Below are 23072 nucleotides of genomic sequence, written 5' to 3' on the forward strand. Positions count from 1 at the left end.
TTTCCTATTATATAGAATATAATATCAGGAAAAAAGTGATTATAATGGCATGATTTTTATTATCAGTTCAAGTTTTGAAGAATAGTGCATACAATATAAAGTGTTTTCCTTTCTTCATTTAAGTTTTACGTATATAATTTAAAAGTACTATTTTTATTTTATATTTTTTATATTTATAACAGAATAGAGGTTTAAAAATGGGTGTTAAAATCATTACGGATAGTGCGGCGGATTTACCGGTAGAATTGCTGCAAGCATATGATATTGATTTAATTCCACTCCGTGTTTATGATGAAGCAGAAACAGAGTATTTAGATGGAGTTACATTAGAGTCAGTTACATTATTGCAAAATATGAGAGAAGGCGCTGTTTATAGAACGTCATTACCTTCCCTTGAAACTTTCCAAGAAAAATTTGTTTCTTATGCAAAAGAAGGTAATCCTTGTATATATTTAGCTTTTTCATCTGAACTGTCTGGTACATATCAATCATCAGTTCTCATTAAAGAGGAAGTAAAAGAAACATATGCTAACTTAGATTTAGAAATTATTGATACGAAATGTGCTTCGCTTGGTCAAGGGCTTGTCGTATTAGAAGCTGCTAAAATGGCGAAAGACGGTGCATCAAAAGAAGATATTTTAAAACGTGTTGATTTTCTAATGAACCATATGGAACATATCTTCACTGTAGCTGACTTACAGTACTTAGTGAGAGGTGGACGTTTAAGTAAAGTCGCAGGATTTATCGGTGGTTTACTAAACATTAAACCGATCTTAAACGTGGAAGAAGGAAAACTTGTACCACTTGAAAAGATAAGAGGGAAAAAGAAAGTACTTGGCCGAATTGTCGATATAATGGAAGAGCGTGGAAAAGAACTTAAAGGTCAAACAATTGGTATAACTCACGGTGACGATCTAGAAACAGCTGAAGCATTAAAAGCATTAATTACAGAAAGATTTGGCTGTGAAGTATTTATCGTAAATACAATTGGTGCAGCAATTGGAGCACATACAGGACCTGGCGTTATAACGTTGTTTTTCTTAAATGAAGTAGAGTAAAGGATTGATCTTTTGATCAATCTTTTTTTCTTCAAGGTAATGTTACTATTTCTGTAGCAGATGAGCTGAAAAAATTTAAGGGATTATTACATATGGGTGTTATTACAGAAGATGAATTTAATGCGAAGAAAAAGGAGTTACTAAATATATAAATTAGTTTTTTATGAAATTAGTATGAAAATGCTAAATATAAGATATAAAAAAGATGATTCTGTTGTGGACAGAACCATCTTTTTTATGTATTGAAGTATTTTGTTTGTAGAAATCTAAATATTTGAAGATATTAAAATTTTACCATTTCATATATAATTGTGTAGGGAGAAGAATCTGTAACTATTTGTAAAAAAAGGGGGCGGCTATAAAATGCATGAAATTGCTAAGTGGGATTTAGATTCATTGTATTCGAATGAAGATATCCTATCTCCAATATTGGAGTTAAAAGAACAATTTTTTGTAACAAAAGATATAGTGATTCTTTCAAAACTTATTCAAGCTATTGAAAAAGCAGAATACTATTTGTACTGTCGATCGGCTGAAGAAAGTGTTACATCGGATAATACTAGATTGACTGTGAAAGTAAAGGAACTAAAAAGTGAAGTGCAGCAAGTCATACAGCAAAGTGAAGTGGAAATTACTGATAATACTAGGCTAATAAAAGATGAACTACATGCGTGGGAAAATATGTACATACAATTAAGGAATAGGATAGAAATAGAGCACAATAATAAGCAATTATCATTTGGACAAGCAAATCATGTTGCAATGAATAGTGATAATGAAAAGGAAAGACTAGAAGTATTCGAGTTATTAACATGTACTTTACATAAGGAGAAAGAAATTTTTGCTACTGTATTAAATCAAATAGGAAGATTGCGTAATACAAAGAGTAATGAATTAGAAGATAGAGAGATTTTAGCAAGGTCCCTTCATGCGAATGGTGTTTCAGAAACTGTATTATTACAAATATGGAATGCGACAGAAGAAAATCTAGATAAATTAGTTAGTGCTTTAAATGTGTATAAGAAAGGCAGAGCTTCGATTACATGGCATGAACTTATGACAGTAAAGGAGAATAATGAGGTTATTATTCCTTTTTCAGTAGCAGTACAAAACGTATACGATGCATTAAAAAATATAGATGAAGAATTAGCAGAATTTGCACGTCATGCGATAGAAAGTGGTTGGGTAGATGCAGAACCGAGAGAGAATAAACCCCCAGGTGGATTTTGTGCTCCTTTTTTCAGTGAAAAAGAATCTCGAATCTCTATGCGTTATGACGGAAGTATCGATAGTGTAAGAATACTTGCCCACGAACTAGGACATGCTTGGCATTTTTATAATATGAGTTTTGAGCAAGCCTCTTCTTTTTTAGATGATTATTTGCCAATGAGTACAGCTGAATCAGCGTCTATTTTCTTTGAAACGTTGCTTATAAATTATCTAATTCAAACAACAGATAGTATAGATATAAAAAAGTCATTGCTTAGCTGGAAAATAAGAAACTGTTTTAATTATGTAATGGCAATTCGAGCATCGTTCGAATTTGAGAAGAACTTTTATGAAAAATGTAAAGAAAGTCCTTTAAGTGCTGATCAAATCGAGAAATTATCTATAGTAGCGCAAGAAAAAGCATATGGAAATTCATTATCAGAATATCAGCCGTTTGTTTGGATGAAATATGTTCAGTTTTATTTAGCAGATGTTCCTTTTTATAATTATCCATACACATTTGGGTATTTAGCTAGTTTTAGTTTATTAGAAATAGCTAAAGAAAAGAAAAGTACTTTTCACTTGAAATATAAAGAGTTTTTAAGAGAAACAGGAAAAGATTCAGTGGAAGAACTTATGAAAAAACATTTTGAAATAAATATAACAAGCTATGAATTTTGGGATAAAGCCTTTAAACAAATTTCTAAAGATATTGATGAATATTTGCAACTTATGTAAGGGGAGAGTAAAGTGAATCACCAACTTATAAAGGGAATACCTTTTTCAACTTTAGAATATGCACAAGTTATAAGTTTATTAAAAGGTTGGCTACATGAAAAACAAGAGAAACCAAGATTTGTAGTAACTGCAAATCCTGAAATTGTGATGTCTGCAAAGGAAAGCACGGCTAAATCTAAACAGTTTAAAAAGATGTTACTATCTGCGGATTTAATAACAGCGGATGGAATTGGCGTCATAATTGGCTCGAAAATATTAAAAGGAACGCTGAAAGAACGCGTCACTGGGGCAGATATCACTCACGATTTAATAAAATATTGTAACGATAATCGATACCGTGTCTTTCTTTTTGGAGCTGCTCCAGAAAGTAATAAAAAGGCATTAGTAAAATTAAATGAGCAGTTCCCAGGAGCACAGTTTAAAGGACAGCATGGATTTGTAAATGGTGAGGAAATAGAAGAAGTAAAAATGAAAATAAAGCAATTCAAGCCGCACTTACTGCTAGTAGGACTAGGTTCACCAAAACAAGAAGAATTCATCTATGAAAACATACAAACATTAAACATTCCACTATCTATTGGTATTGGAGGTATGATCGATATATTATCTGGTACAGTAAAAAGAGCACCAAAAATTATGAGGGATACAGGAACTGAATGGTTATATAGATTACTCTCACAGCCGAAAAGATTAAAGAGACAAATCGTACTTCCGAAATTTTTATTGTCGGTTATGTCTGAAAGAATTAAAGGGATTAATTAATAAAGGAGAATACATTCATGAACAAAATTGGCATTATTGGAGCAATGCAAATTGAAATAGACTTACTTTTAGAAAAATTAGTTATACAAGAGGAACAAACAATTGCGGGAATGCCTTTTTACATTGGTGAATTCATGGGAACAGAAATAATTGTTACAAGATGTGGTGTAGGGAAAGTAAATGCAGCCGCATGTACGCAAACATTAATTCATAAATTTGATGTAGATGCTATCATCAATACAGGTGTTGCTGGTGGGTTACACCTAGATGTAAAAGTTGGTGATATCGTTATTTCAACGAATGTTACCCATCATGATGTAAGTAAGACTCAAATGAAAAACTTATTCCCGTTTCAAGAAGAATTTATCGCAAGTAAGGAATTAGTAGAGTTAGCGCGTATTGCATGCAATAGTAGTAATTTACACATAGAGGTTCATGAAGGAAGAATTGTAAGCGGTGAATGTTTTGTTGAAGATTCAAAACTAAAAGCGAAATTAATAGATGAATATGCACCGCATTGTACAGAAATGGAAGGTGCAGCAATTGGACATGTTGCCTACATAAATGAAGTACCGTTTCTCGTAATACGATGTATTTCTGACAGTGCAGACGATGAAGCCCAAATTTCTTATGATGACTTCGCGAAAACGGCCGCAAACTATTGTTCAGAAATTATCGTTGAGATGCTTAAAAATATATCAAGTAAAACTGTATTATAATTTAAAAGGAGAGAATGAAATGTTACAAGCATTAATTTTTGATATGGACGGAACGTTATTTCAAACAGATAAAATTTTAGAATTATCGTTAGATGATACATTTGATCACTTAAGATCCCTTCAATTATGGGATACGGTAACGCCTATTGATAAATACCGTGAAATAATGGGTGTACCTTTACCGAAAGTTTGGGAAGCTTTATTACCGAATCATTCTCTTGAAGTAAGAGAACAAACAGATGCATATTTTTTAGAAAGACTAATTGAAAATATTAAGAGCGGAAAAGGTGCTTTATATCCGAATGTAAAAGGAATTTTTACATATATAACAGAAAATAATTGTTCAATTTATATTGCTAGTAATGGTTTAACTGAATATTTACAAGCAATCGTATCTTATTATGAGTTAGATCAATGGGTTACTGAAACGTTTAGTATTGAACAAATAAACTCACTTAATAAAAGCGACTTAGTAAAAAGTATTTTGAACAAATATGATATAAAAGAAGCAGCTGTAGTTGGGGATCGTTTATCTGATATAAATGCAGCAAAAGAAAATGGCTTGATTGCGATTGGATGCAATTTTGATTTTGCACAAGAAGATGAGCTTACTCAGGCAGATATAGTAATAGATGATTTAATGGAGTTGAAGGGAATATTGTCTACTGTGCAAAGATTATAAAGTGTGTGCAGTTTTTTGCCAATTCCTATATATCTTATTCCACGGAGGAAATATGCTTAAAGATAATTTTAACATTAATAATATTCCCACGGTTTTGTGGGGAGATAAAAGTGAAAAAGTTTTTATTGCAGTACATGGAAATATGTCAAATAAGGAAGATGCAGTTATTCAAATATTAGCTGAAGATGCTAATCAAAAAGGTTATCAAGTATTAAGCTTTGATTTACCTGAACATGGAGAAAGAACAAATGATAATACACCTTGCAAAGTACAGGTTTGTGTTAGTGAATTATCTATAATTATGAATTACGCAAAAGAACATTGGAAAGAAGTAAGTGTGTTTGCATGTAGTATAGGAGCTTATTTTAGCCTTATAGCCTATCAAAATGATGTGATAGAAAAGGCATTATTTTTATCACCAGTAGTTAATATGGAACGAATTATCGAAAATATGATGAAATGGTTTAATGTAACACCAGAACTTTTGCAAAAAGAAATGACTATAGAGACACCAATTGGTCAAAAGTTATATTGGGATTATTTATGCTATGTAAAAGAACATCCTATTAATACATGGAATATAGATACATATATTATGTACGGAGCTAAGGATGAACTGTGTGAATTTGAAATTATTAACGATTTTACAAAAAAACATCGTTGTGCATTAGAAGTCATGGAGACAGGTGAACATTATTTTCATACTGAAGAACAGTTAAAGATATTTGAACTGTGGTTACAAAAGCTTATAGATTAACAAATTATAACTTAACTTGAACAATGTTAGAGTAGAATGATGAATTTATAAACTGATATTATATTTGAGAGACATTATAAATGTAAATCTATTCATTTAAGCAAACAGCTACTTTAGTTCAATAAGACTTAAACAACTATATTATCGATTTAAAACTGAAGTGAAGAATACACATACTACGAATTGAATAAGATAACAATCATAAAAATGCTCAGAATAAATGATTCTAGAGCATTTTTATGTATTTTCACACATAGGAGGGGATGGACTTGAAAGATATACATATTAAACAAATAGAAAATTTAATGAAATATGAATTCAAATATCTTGTTCAAGAGAGTAAAGAAGAAGGTTTTAACTTCCTAAAAAAATTAATAAATGAATATGAAAACAAACTAAACACATTTAATAAAACGGGTGAATGTCTATATGGTATTTTTCAAGGGGAAAAGTTAATTGGAATAGGAGGGTTAAATGAGGATCCATATACAGAAAATAATAAGATTGGCCGATTAAGGCGATTTTATATTTCAAAGGACTATCGTCGTATAGGGCTAGGGAACTTGTTATTAAAGCGACTATTATCTCATGCGGAAAAGAATTTTAAAGTAGTTGTTTTACATACAGATACAAAACAAGGTGATGCATTTTATAGTGCAAATGGATTTGTGAAGGGGCAGGTATATAAAGGCTCTAGTCACTATAAAGTATTATGTTAGTAAAAAAAGAGACCTCTGCTTCGAAAAATAAGCTTATGAAGTCTCTTTTTTCTAGTCAATTATGTTTAACATTCATTTCTTTCAATAGTCCCTTCGGATCACCTTTTACATAATAAAAATGTGGATTATTTTCATCGTCGTAAAGCATAATATAAGGTTTTTGATTAAGAGGGAGAAGAATAAGTACTTCATCAATTGTTGTTTGTAGCCATTGATTTGTAATAGAAACTGGTTTAGATAAAGGGATTTTTATCATGTGACCATCTTTTGGAACGACATTTAAGTTTTTGAAGGGGCCAGTAATGGATTTAGCATATTGAACAGCTTTTTTTTGAATAGCTGGATCTAAAGATTGTTTTTGAACGACCATTTCTTTTTGACAATCAAATACTTCAATTTGTTGATTTGTATTTGCGAACGCATTTGTTGATAATAAGAAGAAAAGAAGAGTAATGACCCCGATTTTTTTCATCATAGTACAACACCTCGTTTTTACTATACCCTTAACTGGTTCAAATATTTTTCTGTCACATACATGTAACAAAGAAGTTGTATGATACAATTAATTTTTGTTTAAAAGCAATGGAGGATAATGTATGAAAGTATTAATCGCAGATGATGAACAAGATATGCTAAGGATTTTAAAAGCTTATTTTGAGAAAGAAGGCTTCGAAGTTTTCTTAGCGAAAGATGGAGAAGAAGCACTTCAAATATTTTATGATGAAAAAATTGATTTAGCTATTTTAGATTGGATGATGCCAAAACATAGTGGTATTACTGTTTGTCAGGAAATAAAGAAAAACTCAAGCGTAAAAGTATTAATGCTTACGGCGAAAAGTGAAAGCGAAGATGAATTAGCAGCGCTTCAAAGCGGGGCAGATGAGTACGTAAAAAAACCATTTCATCCAGGTGTATTAATCACTAGAGCGAAAAAGCTTATACAGCACGATGATGTCATTCAAGTTCAAGATTTGAAAATAGATTTTACGAAAAATAAAGTTTATAAAAATGACAAAGAGTTAGACATTACAAAAACAGAGCTAGAATTAATAAAGTGTTTTTTAAATCATAAAGGCATGATTTTAACTCGTAAAAAATTGTTAGATATTGTATGGGGATTTGACTATTTTGGAGAAGAGCGGACTGTTGATACACATGTAAGAAGGTTACGTAAAAAAGTAGGAGAAAATATTATAAAGACGCATCGTGGTTTAGGGTATAGTTTGGAGGAGCAGAGTGAATAAACTTGGAAAAAAACTATTTCTCAGCATTTCTTTAACTGTTATTCTTATTTTTACGATCTCTTTATTAATAATTAACTATCTTTTACCGAAATATAATATTTACAAAACGAGAGAGAACTTGAATGAATTTACAGTGCAAATACAAAATACATCTGTAAATGAGTTAGAAGATGTAATTCGTACAATTGAAAGCGAAAATAACGTTACGGTTGCATATACGTCAATCAATCAGTCAGAAGATGATATGAACGAATCGTTACGCATGCAACTTACGAAAAAGAAAGTAGTTTTAAATAAACTGTGGATTACGAAAGACGCAGTCATGAAGGTGAAAGTGGAGGGGCAATCGAATAAACTATATGATCAAGAGAAGTTAAAAGCAAGTTTTTTCGCTAAATATATTGCAAAAGATAATACAATAATTTTAATGGGAACTTCTATTGCACATTCTAACGAAATTATAAAAACGTTAAATACATTTTATTTATACATTCTTTGTTTCTCACTCCTTCTTATTATTTTACTTGTGTGGATACTTTCAAAAATAATAACGACTCCATTAAAAGAGCTAAGTGATGTAGCTCAGGACATTTCACATTTGAAGTTTAAAAGAACAAAAGTGAAAACGAACGATGAAATAGGGGAGTTAGCCGATAGTATTAATATCATGAGTGATACACTACATGAAGCACATCAAGATTTAACAGATCGTAATGAACATTTAAAACGATTTATGGGTGATGTGACGCATGAATTAAAGACACCAATTGCATTAGTAAAAGCATATTCTATGGGAATTAAGGATGGGTTAGATGATGGGACATACGTAGATACAATTATAAAACAAACAGATCACATATCAAACTTAATTGAAGAACTATTACGATTTTCGAAGTTAGAAAGAGATGTTTTACAAAAAGAAGAATTCCCTATTGAACCATTAGTCCGAAGTATAATAGATAAGCATAAAATTGAACTGGATTCAAAAGAAATACAGTTGCAGACGAACAGTAATATTAAAAATCAGGCCATTTATGCGGATTTAAATAAAATGGGAATGGTGTTTCAAAATTTAATTTCTAACGCAATAAAATATACAACAAATGAAAACATAATAATCACTTTAGAAGAGAGAAATAAAAGTGTATATTTTCAAATTAAAAATGGGATTAATGCAGAACAAATTAAAGATATCGATAAAATTTGGGAACCTTTTTATGTCTTAGAATCTTCTCGTAGTAAAGAACATTCCGGTACAGGACTAGGATTAGCGATTGTGAAAAGCATTTTAGAAAGACATGGTTTTGACTATGGGATCTCTATTATAGAGGGAGAAATACGGTTTTATATTAATATGAAGAATGACTAATTCAATACAATTAGAAGCATCGTCTATTAATAGGCGATGCTTCTAATTGATTATATGAGAGCAGTAAATCAGAATATATAACCTCGAAAGCCCGTTGGAAGAGTGTTCTACAAATTTCTCAAGTTGCTGTATAAAATATAAACTGAATTTTCAGTAATTATATTGTATAGTAAAAGGAGACATAAATGGGGAGGGAAGGATATGGGGAAAAAGAAAATAGCAACATTATCAGCAATATTATTTTTATCAATTACGTCAGGAGTTTCTAGTATGACTGCGTATGCAGACAATAAAGAAACAAACTACATAAATGAGCATGACGTGAAGTTAAATGGAATTGTTTCAGATGCGTTACGTTCAAGTACGAAAATTGAATTAGAAAATGGGATGACAAAACCGATTTATTCGCTTGATGAAGCAATTATTGAAAATTTATTTGTAGAAACGGAAGTAGATAGTGATCGAGATGGAAAAAAGGATCGTGTATCGGTAAAAGTTATGCGCCCAAAAACTGATTCAAATGTGAAAGTTCCAGTTATATATGAAATGAGTCCGTATCGAGCTGGCTTAAAAGATGTACCTGTATATAACGTAGATGAAGAATTGTATGCGTATCAAGGGAAACCGTATGGAGCTGTTAATCTTGGTTCGTATGGAAATTATTATGTACCAAGAGGCTATGCAGTCATTTTAGGTGAAAGTATTGGAACTGGGAAATCAGATGGGTGTCCGACGACTGGGGATGAGCAAGAAATATTAGGGACGAAATCTGTAATTGATTGGGTAAATGGACGTGCGAAAGCATATAAAGAAAATGGTGAGGAAGTTAAAGCTGATTGGTCAACGGGAGATGTCGGTATGACAGGAGTCTCTTATAATGGTACGTTACCGAATGCTGTTGCGACGACTGGTGTTGAAGGGTTGAAAACAATTATTCCAATCGCAGCGATTAGTAGTTGGTATGATTATTATCGTGCAAACGGTGCAGTGATTGCGCCAGGTGGATACCAAGGAGAAGATACAGATAATATGGCAGAAGCAGTATTAACAAGGGAAAACCCTGAAGTTTGCGGACAAGTAATAAAAGAGCTAACAGCTGGACAGGACCGGAAAACTGGTAATTATAATGATTTTTGGGATAAACGAAATTATGTAAAAGATGCTAAAAATGTAAAAGCGAGTGTGTTTGTTGTTCATGGTTTAAATGATTGGAATGTAAAGACGAAGCAGTTCGCGCAATGGTGGGAAGCGCTTGGAGAGAATGATGTTCCTCGTAAAATGTGGCTACATCAAGGTGGACACGGTGGAACATCAACGAATGACTGGCAAAGAACACAAAATAAATGGTTCGATTATTGGTTATACGGAATTGAAAATGGAATTATGAATGAACCAATGGTCGATGTACAACGTGAAAATAAAACTTGGGATAAAATAAAAAATTGGCCGGATCCATCAGCTGTGCCGTCAAAAGTGCGAATGTATTTAAGTAATAAAGCCGTTAATTTACCATTCAGTATGGGTTCTGTTAATAAGACGTTTTCATTCGTAGATGATGCAAAAATGAAATCAAACGAATTAGTAGCAAACCCAGAATTAGAAGTAGCCAATCGATTAGTGTATACAATGCCTGTACTGCAAAAAGATACGCGTATAAGTGGTACACCAAAGATTTCAATTACGGGAAATATTGATCGATCTGTATCAAATTTAACCGCTTTACTTGTTGATTATGGAGGAGCGAAGCCGGAAATCGTAACGAGAGGCTGGATGGATCCACAAAACATAAAGAGTATAGAAAATTCAACGGCGATTCAACCGGGCAAAGATTATACATTTACATGGGACATGCAGCCAGATGATTATGTCTTTAAAGCTGGGCATCAAATAGGAGTCGTTTTAATTGCAAGTGATTATGATTATACAATTAGACCAAAAGCAGGCACGAAGCTTACAGTGAAATTAAGTGAAGTGACATTGCCAATTGTGAAATAAATAGTTATGGATAAAGAGCTTACTACAAAGTAAGCTCTTTACATTTTGAAAGGGAGAGTTTAATGTGAATGTTTATTGGTAGATACAAAAAGGCTTACAATAAATAAAAAATTGCATTTATGATCAATAGGCCACTAAATGTAAGCCCAGCAAAACCTCCAGCGAATCCATCGCCTACTTTTTCGCCAATTATGTGCAAAGTGGCGAAGAAAACAATGGGGGCAGCAAGAATGAAAATACCACTAGATATTTTCCATATTTGCCTATATTTCTTCGCTATAAAGAAAATTAGAGCATTAAAAGCAATAAGAAGTAAAAGAAATATAATGAATGAATTCATCATATCCTCCTTTTGGTAAATAGTTTGAATTTTCATTATTTACATTGGCATTTCAAAGGAAATATTATACAATATGATTATATTTTATGGAAAGTGAGTGATATATTATGACAGTCAGCTCTTTCGAATTTTCATTAAAAATACAGGTACAGGGAGATTAATTGAATTTAAATCTTCCGTACGTAAAAAACGGGGGAGAAAATAAATGTTTAGTTTTTATAGTACACTTTGCACGGAACTTTATGATTACACAAAGCCTGTCGGTTATTCTTTAAATGGTGATATTGAGTATTACGAAGAACGTTTGAAAAATTGCACCGGAAGAATTCTTGAAGCGGCAGTAGGTTCAGGGCGTGTCATCATCCCGCTTCTTGAGGCTGGTTTTACAGTAGATGGAATTGACTATTCACCTGAGATGCTAGAATCGTGCCGTATAAGATGCAAAGAGAGAGGCTTACACCCTAATTTATATGAAGGAAGCTTACAACAATTTTCACTTCCGCATAAATATGAGGCAATTATTATTCCTACTGGTTCTTTTTGCTTAATTGAAAATCGAGAGGATTCTATAAATGCATTGAAATGTTTTTATGAACACCTTAATCCAGGCGGACGATTAATCGTAGATATTATGCTTCCGTATGACTGGAAGACGGGGGAGATTCATACATCGACTTTTTCTTTACCAAATGGTGACGGAATTACATTAGAAAATAAATCAATTGAAATAGATTGGCTGAACCAAGTTACTCTATCCTATTTAAAATATGAAAAATGGAGTAAAGGGCAGTTAGTACAAACGGAATTGCAACGCTTTGCGGTGCGTTGGTATGGAATAGAAGAGTTTAAACTTCTTTTAGAAAGTATTGGTTTCTCTAATATTACTTGCTCTGCTGATTATGTTTATGAAAAAGAACCGTCAAATGCAAATCAAATGTTTACTTTTGAAGCCGTGCGAAAAGAAAAATAAAGAAGTATGTAAGAAAACAAGGCAATTGATACAATATCGATTGTCTTGTTTTAATTGTATATTATTTACATGCTATTACGTTTTCATTGTCCAAGCATCCTTCTACTAACTACATATACTATTTATATTAAAGACAGTCACTATTTTAAATAGAACTGTAAGGTTTCTATAAATGATATTTTAGAAAGGTAGGGGATAAATTTGGCAAACGAAGAACAAGATAGAATTGAAAATCAAGTGTATTCAAATCGTGTAGTAAGATCAGAATTTGATGCGAATTGGGAAACTTGTATATCAAAAAGTGGTTATATAATTTATGTAGCAACAAGTAATAATGCTGAAGTAATAGTACTTCTTGCAGATGGTTCAAGTAAATTATTAATTTTCGAACAAGGCGGTAAAGTAGTAGTAGGCGGCGGTGGAACAAGTCATTACAGTAAGCCGCACATCGCAAGAAATATTTAAGGTAGAACAAAATGCCGGAAAATGGTTAACTCATTTTAGTAGAACTTGATGTACTACAAATACTTTTGAATGATCAGAGAAGTTTGTAGGGAATTGTACGGATCAATATTTGAAATATAATGTATGGCTTGAAGAATTCTATAAGCAATAAAAAAGCATTTCCTATTTCGGGAAATGCTTTTTCTATGTTATAGTATAATAGTGTTTTGAAACAATGCTATTTTAATATATTTCAAATTTTGTTATGTATTATTTTTATATTAAATTAGTTGCGTAAGTATTTTTTTATATAAGGAGTAATAATTAGAGAAATGAAAAATATAGACTTTATACTAGAAAGTGATGAGGCATTAAAACCGTCTGAACGATTAGTACTATTATTATTAGAGAAGCATAGAATGTTATATACGAACGATCTATTGGCATTATCTAATTTATCATATAAAACATTAACAGATTCATTAACGGCGCTTGTATTAAAATCATATGTGTTAAAGGAAACAGGTAAGGGAAGAAGACAGAATTGTTATAGATTGGTATGATAAAACTGCTGATTTTAGAGAGTTTATATTAATATTTATCGAATGTAAGGATAAAATGTATTTTTGTTTTCAAATGAAAAATGAAATAAACTCAAGTATTTTTAATTTCATTTTTGTTAATGATAATTTAATCATTTTAAAAATAGAAAAATAAAATAAACTGCATAAAACAGAAATAAAAAAACAATCCGTTTTAAAAACGGATTGTTTTTTATTGGAATACTATTATAAGATGAATGGAACACAGGAATAATTATTCTACTTCACTTGTATACTTTTCAGGTAATAATTCCATTACGTTACATTTTACAAGTTCACCATTATAAGAAAGTATAACGTTCGTATTTTTTCCGTAATCACTTATTAATTCTCGACACATACCACATGGAGCAACAACCCAACATTTTTCTATATCTTCATGAGGGTGTGGGTGAGCAACTGCTACAATGGTATCAAATTCATGATCACCTTCTGAAATAGATTTTCCAATTGCCATAGCTTCACCACATACTGTTATTCTTCCAACATTCGCTTCAACATGTACTGCTGCATAAATATTACCTGTTTTAGTGCGTACTGCTGAACCGATATGATGACGGCCATATTTATAGTTTTTTTCGATTACTTTTTCAGCCGCTTTAATTAAATCATAGTCTTCACTATTTAAAGGTATTACGTGTAACATAATTTCTCCTCCATACTAAACATGATTAGCATTATTTCAGCAGAAAATTTTAATATTTAAAATAAAAGATAGATGTTAAATAGATAATATTATTATGTAAACTATAATTAAAAAAGGAATATATAATAATCAACAGAACATATAGAAGAGTGTGATGATGAGAAAACAGCCTATGATATAGCCTTAGAAAAAGGTCATACTCACCTTTTACATTATTTGCAACAGGGAGTGAACGTGTGATGAATAAATGGAGTGTAGGGATATTTTTATTTAATGAGGTGGAAGTGTTAGATTTTGCAGGGCCATTTGAAGTTTTTTCTATCACTAAAGTACATGAAGAGAAACCATTTACTGTTTATACAGTTAGCCAAAACGGAGAAATGATTACAGCAAGGAACGGATTAAAGGTAAAGCCTGATTATAGTATTGAAGATTTACCACCAGTTGATATATTAATCATTCCAGGTGGTAAAGGCGCACGGGAAAATGAAGTGAAAAATGATATTGTAATAAATTGGGTTCTTCAGCAAATGAAAGAAGTAAAGCTAATGACTTCAGTTTGTACCGGAGCGTTATTACTCGCGAAAGCTGGTTTACTGGAAGGGTTAAAAGCAACAACACATTGGGCTAGTATTCAAACTTTCAAAAAAGATTTTCCGAATGTAGAAGTAATGGAGAATGTGAAATTTGTAGATGAAGGACATATTATTACATCGGCAGGTATTTCAGCTGGTATTAACATGTCATTTCATATTGTGAAAAATTTGCTAGGTGTGGAGATTGCTGAAGAAACGGCCAAAAATATGGAATATGATATTGATTTACAAAATTAAAAAAGCCCAAATTGGGCTTTTTTCTTATTTTGAGTGTATATAGGTATGATCTATGCTCTAAACTTAAGCTCTTAAACAGTCATTCTAGTTTTATCGAATGTACGAAAATGCATCTCTTTTCTCCTTGTAACCATGTTAAAACAAGGAGAACTTTGTATGTGAAAAAACTCTTCTACAATAGTAGAAAAAGAATAACAGAAACTACTATTTTATGCCAGCATACATAAAAAAATGCAATGTAAATATGGAAATGTCGTCGAATGCTATCTTTAATTGGTTAATTAGTGAGATATTTTTGTGAAGGAGCTTATTTTATAAGAATAGAATTAAAGTTAATAAGAAATCATGCCGATGGTAGTGAAAATATATGTGTTAGGGGGATTTCATAATGAGGAAACTCAAGCGAATAAATGTTCCTAATATACAAGAACAACTATCACAGTCTAATGAAAATCGAGCAATTAATAAGAAAAAACTAAGGCGATTTATATTCATGTTTATATTTATTGCGGCGGCTACTTTGTACGTTCAATTTATTTTAACGAAACAACAAGAAATAATTGTAGAAAAAAAAGATACAATTACGAATCAAAAAAAACAATTGGTTTCTTTAAAGAAAGATGAGGCTTCTTTAAAGACTAACATAGAAAATTTAACAGATGATGAGGAAGAAATTTTGAAGTTTGCGAGAAAAGAATATCAATTTTCTAAGTCAAATGAAACTATATTTGTGTTGCCGAAGTAGTGTAATAGAACAGTTAGCGATAGCTAGCTGTTTTTTCATGTAGGAATGTCATGGTACAAGAAACAATTACATATTGTAAAAATGAAGAGCTGGAGCTGTTTTTATACTTATGGAATATATACGAAAATAAATGTTGTTAAAATTCTGTCAATTGTATTATAATACAAGGTAAGCGGATACATTTTTTAATCAATGTTGAGTTTATCACTCATACGACTATTAAGAAAACCGTTATCCCGTATTAGAAAGGAAGAGAGCTGTGTACGCTTCAAATACAATTTATGTCGTAGGGGATGCGAAAGCACCTCAAAATAATCCCATTACCGAAAAGTTTAAAAGCTATTTTGTAGCGTTTGTACTTGTTAAGGAGACTGGGGAAATTGTAGATGCAGATTGCTCAGCGACAATTGCATTAACATCTCAATTCGTTAAATATTTATTTCTACATAAAAATATTAATGACCCAGAATTAGTAATGGAAATAAAAGATCGTTATTTCGGTTCGTCTCAAAAAGCACTACTTGTAGCATTAAAAGATGCACAGAAAAAATATAATCAAATCGCTGCTTTGTCTACACATTCATAGACAAAATCCAGCCGTAAGAATCTTCTTATGGCTGGATTTTTTTATTTCACATTTACCTTCTATATGAAAAGTAAGCGAAAACGGAGATCTTTTGCTCCAAAAAAGTTGAGAATTAAGGATCCGTTTTGCCAGACAACGAAAGGATGAACAAAATGAAAATTATCGATGTAAAAGTAAATCGTAGACGTGTAAATCTTCATACACCGTTTAAAACCGCGCTTCGTACCGTAACCGAAATAGAAAGTATAGATGTATATATTCATACAGATGAAGGAATTGTTGGCAAGGGTGCAGCAGCTGCAACACCGGTTATTACGGGGGATTTCGCTAACGGGATTGAAGAAGCAATTTTAGGGCCGATGCGTTCCAATTTAATTGGTCAAGATATCATTCAATTTCAGCAGTTACTACAGCACATCCAAATGAGTTGCATTGGAAATCCAAGTGCGAAAGCCGCGGTAGATATCGCATTATATGATGTGTATTGTCAATATCATAACATTCCACTTTACGCATTATTAGGTGGAAAAAAAGAAATTCACACAGATATTACTGTAAGTGTAGATGAACCTTTCATTATGGCGAAAGAGGCAAAGCAACATGTAGAAAAAGGATTTCAAACTTTAAAAATTAAAGTGGGGAAATCTGCACACTTAGACTTAGAACGTATTGAAGCGATTCGAAATAGCGTACCAAAAAATACGACGTTACGATTAGATGCAAATCAAGGGTGGAATCCAAAAGAGGCAGTTTCTATCATTAAAGAGATGGAAAATCGCAATTTAAATATTGAATTTATTGAACAACCTGTTCATGCGAAAGATTGGGATGGATTAAAGTACGTCAAAGATCATGTACAAACACCTATTATGGCAGATGAAAGTATATTTTCAGCGAGTGATGCATTAAAAATTGTGCAAGGAAGATATGCAGACTTAATCAATATTAAATTAATGAAATGTGGAGGCATACGTGAAGCGTGGCTTATTGCTGATATCGCAGAAGCAGCTGGTGTGAAATGTATGGTAGGAAGCATGATGGAATCTTCTCTTTCTGTTAGCGCTGTTGCACATTTAGCTGCTGCACATCCTAATATTCATTACTTCGATCTTGATGCGCCACTTTGGTTAATGGAAGAACCGGAAGGAATGACTTATTTTGGATCAAAGGTAAACCTTCAATCGACAGTGAATAGTAAATCTTAGGAGAAGAGACTAGTAAATTATCTTTTAAGGGGGATATGTATGAAAAAAGTAGGAACTGCATTTTTAACAACTTTATTTATATTTTCATCGTTTACATCAGCAAATGCTGAGGAAAAGAAAGATAGTAAGGCGTTTATCGATGTATCTGCTGCAACACTTTGGACCACGCCTGATTCATTACGGCCAATTGATGCACCAAGTGCTACAAATCCAGTTGATTTGTGGAAGTGGACGAAATCGATGACGCTTGATGAGAAACTTTGGTTAACAAGTGCAAATAAATTAGAAACGCAAGCGTTATTAGGCCAAGAAGTAACAGTTTTAGATAAAAAAGGGGATTGGGTGAAAGTGTTAGTCCATGGTCAGCCAACACCTCGAAATGAAGAAGGCTACCCAGGATGGATGCCTGAAAAACAGTTAACATATAATCAAGAATTTGCAGATAAAACAAATAAACCTTTCGTATTAGTAACGAAACCGACAGCCATTTTATATATAAATCCTTCTGAAAAACATAAATCGCTTGAAGTGAGCTATAATACGCGACTGCCGCTACTTAGTGAAGATACGATTTCATACCGCGTGTTGCTACCAAATGGGCAGAAAGCTTGGCTACGAAAAAATGATGGAACGGTTTACCGTTCTCAAAATGATATTCCAACCCCGACGGCCGATGATCTAATAAACACAGGGAAAATGTTTTTAGGATTACCGTACATTTGGGCTGGTACAAGTGGCTTCGGATTTGATTGCTCTGGATTTACACATACGATTTATAAATCGCACGGTATTACAATTCCACGAGATTCTGGTCCGCAATCGAGAAATGGAGTTGCAGTTGATAAAGAACATTTACAAAAAGGAGATTTAATCTTCTTTGCACATGATCAAGGGAAAGGCAGTGTCCATCATGTGGGGATGTACATTGGTGACGGAAATATGATTCACTCACCAAGAGCTGAAAGATCAGTAGAGATTATACCGTTAAATACACCTGGATATATAGAAGAATACGCTGGTGCTCGTCGTTACTTACCTTAAAAAATAGAGGGGGTTTTCAAATGAAAAAATTTGTTCGCTACTCATTAGTTAGTACTCTATTCGTTTCTTCGATTTTAGTTGGCTGCGCAAAAGAAAAAACAACGACAAAGCCGAAAGATGAGAAGAAAGTATTACAGTTACTAGAAACGGGTGAAATTCCATCGTTACATTCAGGGAAAGTAACAGATGCAGTATCATTTAACGTTTTAAATAACGTAATGGAAGGATTATTCCGTTTATCGAAAAATGATGAAGTGATTGAGGCTGGAGCACAAAAATATGAAGTGAGTAAAGATGGGAAAACATATACATTCCACTTGCGTGATGCGAAGTGGTCTAACGGAGATCCAGTAACAGCGCAAGATTACGTATATGCTTGGAAGCAGCTTATTAATCCGGATACTGCTTCTCAATATGCATACATTGCGTACGATGTGAAAAATGCGGAGAAAATAAATAAGAAACAACTAGGGTTAGAGGAATTAGGAGTAAAAGCGAAGGATGATAAAACGTTCGTTGTAGAGTTGGAACATCCTGTACCGTATTTTACGAAACTACTTATTTTACCGTCCTTCTATCCAATTAACGAGAAATATGCGAAAGAGCAAGGCGATAAATATGGATTAGAAGCAAATAAAACGGTATATAATGGGCCATTTACATTATCTGATTGGAAGCATGAAGCTAGTTTTACGATGAAGAAAAACGATAAGTATTGGGATAAAAAAGAAGTGAAGCTAGATGAAGTAAACTATCAAATTGTTAAAGAAATTTCAACTGCGGTAAATTTATATGAAACAGATAAAGTTGATAGAGCTGTCATTTCTACAGAATTCGTAGATAAATATAAAAATAATAAAGAGCTAAAACAATATACAGATCCAGTTATGTACTTCTTCCGATTTAATGAAAATGTGCCGATTCTTAAAAATAAAAATGCACGTCTTGCACTAAGTACAGTGTTTGATAAGAAAGGACTTGCGACTTCATTTTTAAATGATGGATCGGTTGCTGCAAACTATTACGTGCCAAAAGGATTTTTAAAAGGTCCAGATAAAAAAGATTTTAGAAGTACAGCAGGTGAGTTTAATAAAACGGATGTAAAACAGGCGAAAGAATATTGGGAAAAGGCGAAGCAAGAGACTGGTACAAATGAAGTAACGCTTGAATTATTAAACTATGATTTAGAAAACTTTAAGAAAGTAGGAGAATACATTAAAGAACAGCTAGAGAAAAACTTACCAGGCTTAAAGGTAAATGTAAAATTACAACCACATACGCAAAAGCTAGCGCTAGAGAAGAAGAAAGAATATGAAATGTCATTATCACGTTGGCTACCAGATTATCCAGATCCAATGACATACTTAGAAGTATTCCTTTCTGGAAGCAGTGTGAACAATACTGAATATGCGAATCCAGAATATGATGCGTTAATTAAGAAGATTAAAACAGAATTAGGTAATGATGAAAAAGCTCGTTGGAAAGCACTGCAAGATGCTGAGAAGATGTTGCTGGATGATGCGGTAATTGCTCCAGTATTCCAGCGCGGATTATCTTACTTACAAAAGCCGTATGTGAAAGATTTATACGTACATCAATTTGGACCAGCAACAAGTTTAAAGTGGGCAGATGTACAAAAATAAAGGATGAGAAAACAGACTCCACGTTTGTGGTAGTCTGTTTTTTAGTTAAAGTCGGGTAAATAGTAAATGGTATAATTTACTAGTCTGTATAAAATTTTGGAGGGGAATGAAGTTTTATGTTTGAAGAAAAGAAAGTAATACATACAAAAAGGTTATTCATGAGAAAGCCCATTATAGAAGATGTTGATTAATTTTATAGCATAGTAAAAGAAGAGGCTGTTGGCAAATGGCTTGCTAAATCAAAGGGAATGTCAAAGGAAGAAGCAAAGGACTATATTATGCAACTAATATCACATTGGGAACAGTATGGTTTCGGGGTATGGTTGTTAGTTAATAGAAATACAGGAGAGCTTTTAGGACATTGTGGTTTAAGAAAAATAGATGAAACAGGTGAAATAGAAATTATGTATTTACTTGATCCGGAATATTGGGGAAATGGATATGCGTCAGAAGCAGCAAAGGCTTCCATTCAATATGCAAAAGAGATGATGAATGTAAAAAGAATAATTGCTAGAGTAAAAGTAGCAAATGAGAACTCGAAAAAACTTTTAAGAAATCTAGAGTTTATATATACTCATGAAGTTGATTATAACGGGCGCTTATTATCATATTTTGAACTCAATACATCATCCGAAGAATTCTAGACATTTCATATGTTTTTTCATTGTTAAAAAATAAAATTATTACTAAAATTTCAGTGTGAAATGTATGTAGAATCTTGTATAATTAACGTGTTTCTATGGAAACATTTTCTTGCGCTATATATGGGTCTTAATAGAACAAGGAAAGAAATACATACATGTATATAATAGATAAATAGAATGGAACATGTATAGAGAAAAAGGAGAAAAAAATGACGTGTCAAAAACAAGGGTTACAATTTAATTGCGATAGGAAGAGGAATAAAAAATGAAAATGAAGCATGCCTTTGGTCCCATAATTTTAGCGTGTGTGCTTTTTTTTATTATCATACTCATCCCATCGAAAAGTTTAGTATCACTGATTAGTGATAAGAAGGTAGAAGATGCGGCAACTTCCTTACAAAAAGAAAAATTACAAAGTGTATTCTTGCAACGGAAAATGTTAGAGAATTCGCAGTATTTACCGATGTACGGTTCATCTGAATTTTTACGAATGGATGCATATCATCCGTCTAATTATTTCAAAGTAAATCCCGCTGGTTTTACGCCATATTTAATTGGGATTGGCGGTACACAAAGTTTAGCTCATATATTAAATATGACATCTACAATGGATGAGTTAGAAGGTAAAAAAGTAGTCTTTGTTTTATCACCACAATGGTTTACAAAGACTGGTGTATCGCAGGGGGATTTTACGAACAATTTCTCTAAACAACAAGCATATCATTTTATTTTTAATGATAAAATAAATGTAGAAATGAAGAAGCAAATTGCGAAACGACTTTTAGATTATAAAGTTGTTCAAGAAGATGATATATTAAAAAATTCCTTAGAAGGTATTGTATTTAATGATACGAAACATAACGTAAAAGCGGGTTTAGTTAAACCACTTGCTTATATGCATCGAAATATTTTAGATCATAGAGATTTATTTAACTCCATATTTAAGATTGAGCCGATGAAAGAAAAAACAAATGTGGAACTACGTTCAATTTCTTGGGTAGATGCACGTAAACATGCGGAAGAAGAAGGGAAAGCGGAATCTACTACAAACACATTCGGAATTGAAAATCCATATTACTATAAACATAATTTGAAGAAAAAGTTAAAAGGTTTAAAAAACTTTAGAGCAAATGAATCGTATGAAGAATCACCAGAATATGATGACTTACAAATTGTTTTAAATATTTTTAAAGAGAAAAATGTCAAGCCGCTCTTTATTTCTGTACCTGTAAATGGACCGTGGTATGATTACGCTGGTTTCCCTAAAGAGCGCCGTGAAGTGTATTATAAAAAAGTTAGGGAACAAGTTGAGAAAGCTGGGTATCCAGTAGTCGATTTCTCTGGCCATGAATATGATAAGTATTTCTTAAAAGATACAATTCATTTAGGTTGGAAAGGCTGGATTTACTTTGATGAAGCAGTGCAAAACTTTTATAATGAGAAATAAGTGTGGAGAAAAAGGAACGGCTATAAGCTGTTCCTTTTTTAGTATAGCGGTTTTTATTTATATTTTTACGCAAGATTTTTACGCTTTTTTGCCCATTTTTTTATAACGAAGTATAAAAGAATAAGTATGACGCCACCAATTGCGAATGATTTCACATATGGTCCAGCGATATCATTAATATTCTCCCAATTCTCACCTAGTTTTTCACCTAAATAAATGAAAATGATAGACCAAGGGATGATTGCAAGTGCTGTTAACGTAGTGAAACGTAGGAATGACATTTTTGTAATACCAGCAGGAATTGAAATCGCATGACGCACTACTGGAATGAAGCGTGCTGTAAAAATGACGCCAGTTCCGTAACGATTAAACCAATCTTCTGCAGCATCTATATGTTTTTTATGAATGAAAATATATTTTCCGTATCGTTCTAATATAGGTCGTCCACCGTATCGTCCAAGCCAATAAATAAAAATTTGAGCAATAACGCCGCCAATTGTACCAAATACAACTGCGCCTAAAAATGAGATACTACCATTGAATACTAAGTATCCCGCATAAGCAAGGACAATCTCACTTGGGATAATCTCAATCATAAGTCCAAGCATAATGCCCCAATAACCTAATCCTTCAAAAAACGTTAATACTGAATGAATAAAACTACTTACCATTGT

General features: G+C 32.5%; 23 protein-coding genes and 4 pseudogenes. 23 read left to right on the forward strand and 4 right to left on the reverse strand.

The window, feature by feature from the left end; genetic code table 11:
* Positions 1-197 precede the first annotated feature (197 nt).
* The 8 genes and pseudogenes from ACTFNE_RS06005 to ACTFNE_RS06040 all read left to right on the forward strand — a co-directional run bounded on the left by ACTFNE_RS06005 (position 198) and on the right by ACTFNE_RS06040 (position 6644).
* Positions 198-1058, forward strand: a complete 861-nt coding sequence (locus tag ACTFNE_RS06005) for a DegV family protein (RefSeq protein ID WP_086420481.1) — start codon at positions 198-200, stop codon at positions 1056-1058.
* Positions 1059-1105: 47 nt separating this feature from the next.
* Positions 1106-1210 (forward strand): annotated as a pseudogene (locus ACTFNE_RS06010) (SHOCT domain-containing protein); the annotation flags it as partial.
* A gap of 211 nt (positions 1211-1421) precedes the next feature.
* Complete coding sequence (locus ACTFNE_RS06015; RefSeq protein ID WP_270704898.1) at positions 1422-3005, forward strand: M3 family metallopeptidase; 1584 nt, start codon at positions 1422-1424, stop codon at positions 3003-3005.
* A 12-nt stretch (positions 3006-3017) separates the two neighbouring features.
* Positions 3018-3767, forward strand: a complete 750-nt coding sequence (locus ACTFNE_RS06020; protein WP_046199207.1) for a WecB/TagA/CpsF family glycosyltransferase — start codon at positions 3018-3020, stop codon at positions 3765-3767.
* Between the two features lie 17 nt (positions 3768-3784).
* The gene (locus ACTFNE_RS06025) at positions 3785-4486 is read left to right on the forward strand and encodes a 5'-methylthioadenosine/adenosylhomocysteine nucleosidase (RefSeq protein ID WP_270704897.1); all 702 of its coding nucleotides are present in this window, start codon (positions 3785-3787) and stop codon (positions 4484-4486) included.
* 19 nt (positions 4487-4505) lie between these two features.
* Entirely contained in the window at positions 4506-5168 is a 663-nt protein-coding gene (locus tag ACTFNE_RS06030; protein ID WP_270704896.1) for an HAD hydrolase-like protein, read from the forward strand.
* Between the two features lie 52 nt (positions 5169-5220).
* On the forward strand, positions 5221-5925 hold the full coding sequence (locus tag ACTFNE_RS06035; protein WP_046199204.1) for an alpha/beta hydrolase: 705 nt from the start codon (positions 5221-5223) through the stop codon (positions 5923-5925).
* A gap of 269 nt (positions 5926-6194) precedes the next feature.
* The gene (locus ACTFNE_RS06040; RefSeq protein ID WP_046199203.1) at positions 6195-6644 is read left to right on the forward strand and encodes a GNAT family N-acetyltransferase; all 450 of its coding nucleotides are present in this window, start codon (positions 6195-6197) and stop codon (positions 6642-6644) included.
* Between the two features lie 55 nt (positions 6645-6699).
* Here ACTFNE_RS06040 and ACTFNE_RS06045 read toward each other — a convergent pair whose 3' ends face one another.
* Positions 6700-7119: a hypothetical protein gene (locus tag ACTFNE_RS06045; RefSeq protein WP_000976094.1), complete on the reverse strand. Its 420-nt coding sequence runs from the start codon at positions 7117-7119 to the stop codon at positions 6700-6702.
* 121 nt (positions 7120-7240) lie between these two features.
* On the opposite strand from ACTFNE_RS06045, the gene ACTFNE_RS06050 reads away from it, so the two are divergent.
* The 3 genes from ACTFNE_RS06050 (at position 7241) to ACTFNE_RS06060 (ending at position 11252) form a co-directional block, all read left to right on the forward strand.
* A complete protein-coding gene (locus ACTFNE_RS06050; protein WP_000865972.1) occupies positions 7241-7888 on the forward strand; it encodes a response regulator transcription factor in 648 nt (215 codons plus the stop codon).
* The gene (locus ACTFNE_RS06055) at positions 7881-9257 is read left to right on the forward strand and encodes a sensor histidine kinase (RefSeq protein ID WP_270704895.1); all 1377 of its coding nucleotides are present in this window, start codon (positions 7881-7883) and stop codon (positions 9255-9257) included. The genes ACTFNE_RS06050 and ACTFNE_RS06055 overlap by 8 nt, the downstream gene beginning before the upstream one ends.
* A gap of 201 nt (positions 9258-9458) precedes the next feature.
* Complete coding sequence (locus tag ACTFNE_RS06060) at positions 9459-11252, forward strand: Xaa-Pro dipeptidyl-peptidase (RefSeq protein WP_270704894.1); 1794 nt, start codon at positions 9459-9461, stop codon at positions 11250-11252.
* A 59-nt stretch (positions 11253-11311) separates the two neighbouring features.
* Here the strand turns inward: ACTFNE_RS06060 and ACTFNE_RS06065 are convergent.
* Positions 11312-11592, reverse strand: a pseudogene (locus ACTFNE_RS06065) (hypothetical protein).
* 205 nt (positions 11593-11797) lie between these two features.
* On the opposite strand from ACTFNE_RS06065, the gene ACTFNE_RS06070 reads away from it, so the two are divergent.
* The 3 genes from ACTFNE_RS06070 to ACTFNE_RS06080 all read left to right on the forward strand — a co-directional run bounded on the left by ACTFNE_RS06070 (position 11798) and on the right by ACTFNE_RS06080 (position 13569).
* Positions 11798-12562 (forward strand): class I SAM-dependent methyltransferase, encoded by a 765-nt coding sequence (locus ACTFNE_RS06070; RefSeq protein ID WP_270704893.1) that lies wholly within the window; start codon positions 11798-11800, stop codon positions 12560-12562.
* 201 nt (positions 12563-12763) lie between these two features.
* Positions 12764-13027 (forward strand): hypothetical protein, encoded by a 264-nt coding sequence (locus ACTFNE_RS06075; protein WP_001262613.1) that lies wholly within the window; start codon positions 12764-12766, stop codon positions 13025-13027.
* 311 nt (positions 13028-13338) lie between these two features.
* The gene (locus tag ACTFNE_RS06080) at positions 13339-13569 is read left to right on the forward strand and encodes a hypothetical protein (RefSeq protein ID WP_000789031.1); all 231 of its coding nucleotides are present in this window, start codon (positions 13339-13341) and stop codon (positions 13567-13569) included.
* A gap of 253 nt (positions 13570-13822) precedes the next feature.
* Here the strand turns inward: ACTFNE_RS06080 and ACTFNE_RS06085 are convergent, their stop codons facing one another.
* Positions 13823-14254, reverse strand: a complete 432-nt coding sequence (locus ACTFNE_RS06085) for a cytidine deaminase (RefSeq protein WP_000903440.1) — start codon at positions 14252-14254, stop codon at positions 13823-13825.
* A 153-nt stretch (positions 14255-14407) separates the two neighbouring features.
* Between ACTFNE_RS06085 and ACTFNE_RS06090 the strand changes: the two are divergent.
* The 9 genes and pseudogenes from ACTFNE_RS06090 to dltD form a co-directional block, all read left to right on the forward strand.
* Positions 14408-14494 (forward strand): annotated as a pseudogene (locus ACTFNE_RS06090) (ankyrin repeat domain-containing protein); the annotation flags it as partial.
* On the forward strand, positions 14491-15087 hold the full coding sequence (locus ACTFNE_RS06095) for a DJ-1/PfpI family protein (protein ID WP_270704892.1): 597 nt from the start codon (positions 14491-14493) through the stop codon (positions 15085-15087). The pseudogene ACTFNE_RS06090 and the gene ACTFNE_RS06095, both read left to right, overlap by 4 nt.
* A gap of 388 nt (positions 15088-15475) precedes the next feature.
* Positions 15476-15832 carry an FtsB family cell division protein gene (locus ACTFNE_RS06100; protein ID WP_001228721.1) on the forward strand — a complete coding sequence of 119 codons (357 nt, stop codon included), beginning with the start codon at positions 15476-15478 and terminating at the stop codon, positions 15830-15832.
* A gap of 259 nt (positions 15833-16091) precedes the next feature.
* Positions 16092-16418: a DUF3870 domain-containing protein gene (locus ACTFNE_RS06105; RefSeq protein WP_000271328.1), complete on the forward strand. Its 327-nt coding sequence runs from the start codon at positions 16092-16094 to the stop codon at positions 16416-16418.
* A gap of 143 nt (positions 16419-16561) precedes the next feature.
* Positions 16562-17623 (forward strand): dipeptide epimerase, encoded by a 1062-nt coding sequence (locus ACTFNE_RS06110; RefSeq protein WP_270704891.1) that lies wholly within the window; start codon positions 16562-16564, stop codon positions 17621-17623.
* Between the two features lie 39 nt (positions 17624-17662).
* Positions 17663-18664: a C40 family peptidase gene (locus tag ACTFNE_RS06115; protein WP_270704890.1), complete on the forward strand. Its 1002-nt coding sequence runs from the start codon at positions 17663-17665 to the stop codon at positions 18662-18664.
* 20 nt (positions 18665-18684) lie between these two features.
* Positions 18685-20307, forward strand: coding sequence for a peptide ABC transporter substrate-binding protein (locus ACTFNE_RS06120; RefSeq protein ID WP_270704889.1), 1623 nt, complete (start codon positions 18685-18687; stop codon positions 20305-20307).
* 116 nt (positions 20308-20423) lie between these two features.
* Positions 20424-20951, forward strand: a pseudogene (locus ACTFNE_RS06125) (GNAT family N-acetyltransferase).
* A 265-nt stretch (positions 20952-21216) separates the two neighbouring features.
* Entirely contained in the window at positions 21217-22398 is a 1182-nt protein-coding gene (gene dltD / locus ACTFNE_RS06130) for a D-alanyl-lipoteichoic acid biosynthesis protein DltD (protein ID WP_270704888.1), read from the forward strand.
* Between the two features lie 65 nt (positions 22399-22463).
* Here the strand turns inward: dltD and ACTFNE_RS06135 are convergent, their stop codons facing one another.
* On the reverse strand, positions 22464-23069 hold the full coding sequence (locus ACTFNE_RS06135; RefSeq protein WP_270704886.1) for a DedA family protein: 606 nt from the start codon (positions 23067-23069) through the stop codon (positions 22464-22466).
* Positions 23070-23072 lie beyond the last annotated feature (3 nt).

The sequence above is a fragment of the Bacillus cereus group sp. MYBKT111-2 genome (genome assembly GCF_051915205.1).
Classification (GTDB): domain Bacteria; phylum Bacillota; class Bacilli; order Bacillales; family Bacillaceae_G; genus Bacillus_A; species Bacillus_A paranthracis.

Bases quoted from the DNA above. Each gene is read 5' to 3' on its own strand.
- ACTFNE_RS06005 (WP_086420481.1), top strand. From the start codon at position 198: ATGGGTGTTAAAATCATTACGGATAGTGCGGCGGATTTACCGGTAGAA.
- ACTFNE_RS06015 (WP_270704898.1), top strand. From the start codon at position 1,422: ATGCATGAAATTGCTAAGTGGGATTTAGATTCATTGTATTCGAATGAA.
- ACTFNE_RS06025 (WP_270704897.1), top strand. From the start codon at position 3,785: ATGAACAAAATTGGCATTATTGGAGCAATGCAAATTGAAATAGACTTA.
- ACTFNE_RS06030 (WP_270704896.1), top strand. From the start codon at position 4,506: ATGTTACAAGCATTAATTTTTGATATGGACGGAACGTTATTTCAAACA.
- ACTFNE_RS06035 (WP_046199204.1), top strand. From the start codon at position 5,221: ATGCTTAAAGATAATTTTAACATTAATAATATTCCCACGGTTTTGTGG.
- ACTFNE_RS06045 (WP_000976094.1), bottom strand. From the start codon at position 7,119: ATGATGAAAAAAATCGGGGTCATTACTCTTCTTTTCTTCTTATTATCA.
- ACTFNE_RS06050 (WP_000865972.1), top strand. From the start codon at position 7,241: ATGAAAGTATTAATCGCAGATGATGAACAAGATATGCTAAGGATTTTA.
- ACTFNE_RS06060 (WP_270704894.1), top strand. From the start codon at position 9,459: ATGGGGAAAAAGAAAATAGCAACATTATCAGCAATATTATTTTTATCA.
- ACTFNE_RS06070 (WP_270704893.1), top strand. From the start codon at position 11,798: ATGTTTAGTTTTTATAGTACACTTTGCACGGAACTTTATGATTACACA.
- ACTFNE_RS06080 (WP_000789031.1), top strand. From the start codon at position 13,339: ATGAAAAATATAGACTTTATACTAGAAAGTGATGAGGCATTAAAACCG.
- ACTFNE_RS06085 (WP_000903440.1), bottom strand. From the start codon at position 14,254: ATGTTACACGTAATACCTTTAAATAGTGAAGACTATGATTTAATTAAA.
- ACTFNE_RS06100 (WP_001228721.1), top strand. From the start codon at position 15,476: ATGAGGAAACTCAAGCGAATAAATGTTCCTAATATACAAGAACAACTA.
- ACTFNE_RS06110 (WP_270704891.1), top strand. From the start codon at position 16,562: ATGAACAAAATGAAAATTATCGATGTAAAAGTAAATCGTAGACGTGTA.
- ACTFNE_RS06115 (WP_270704890.1), top strand. From the start codon at position 17,663: ATGAAAAAAGTAGGAACTGCATTTTTAACAACTTTATTTATATTTTCA.
- ACTFNE_RS06120 (WP_270704889.1), top strand. From the start codon at position 18,685: ATGAAAAAATTTGTTCGCTACTCATTAGTTAGTACTCTATTCGTTTCT.
- dltD (WP_270704888.1), top strand. From the start codon at position 21,217: ATGAAAATGAAGCATGCCTTTGGTCCCATAATTTTAGCGTGTGTGCTT.
- ACTFNE_RS06135 (WP_270704886.1), bottom strand. From the start codon at position 23,069: ATGGTAAGTAGTTTTATTCATTCAGTATTAACGTTTTTTGAAGGATTA.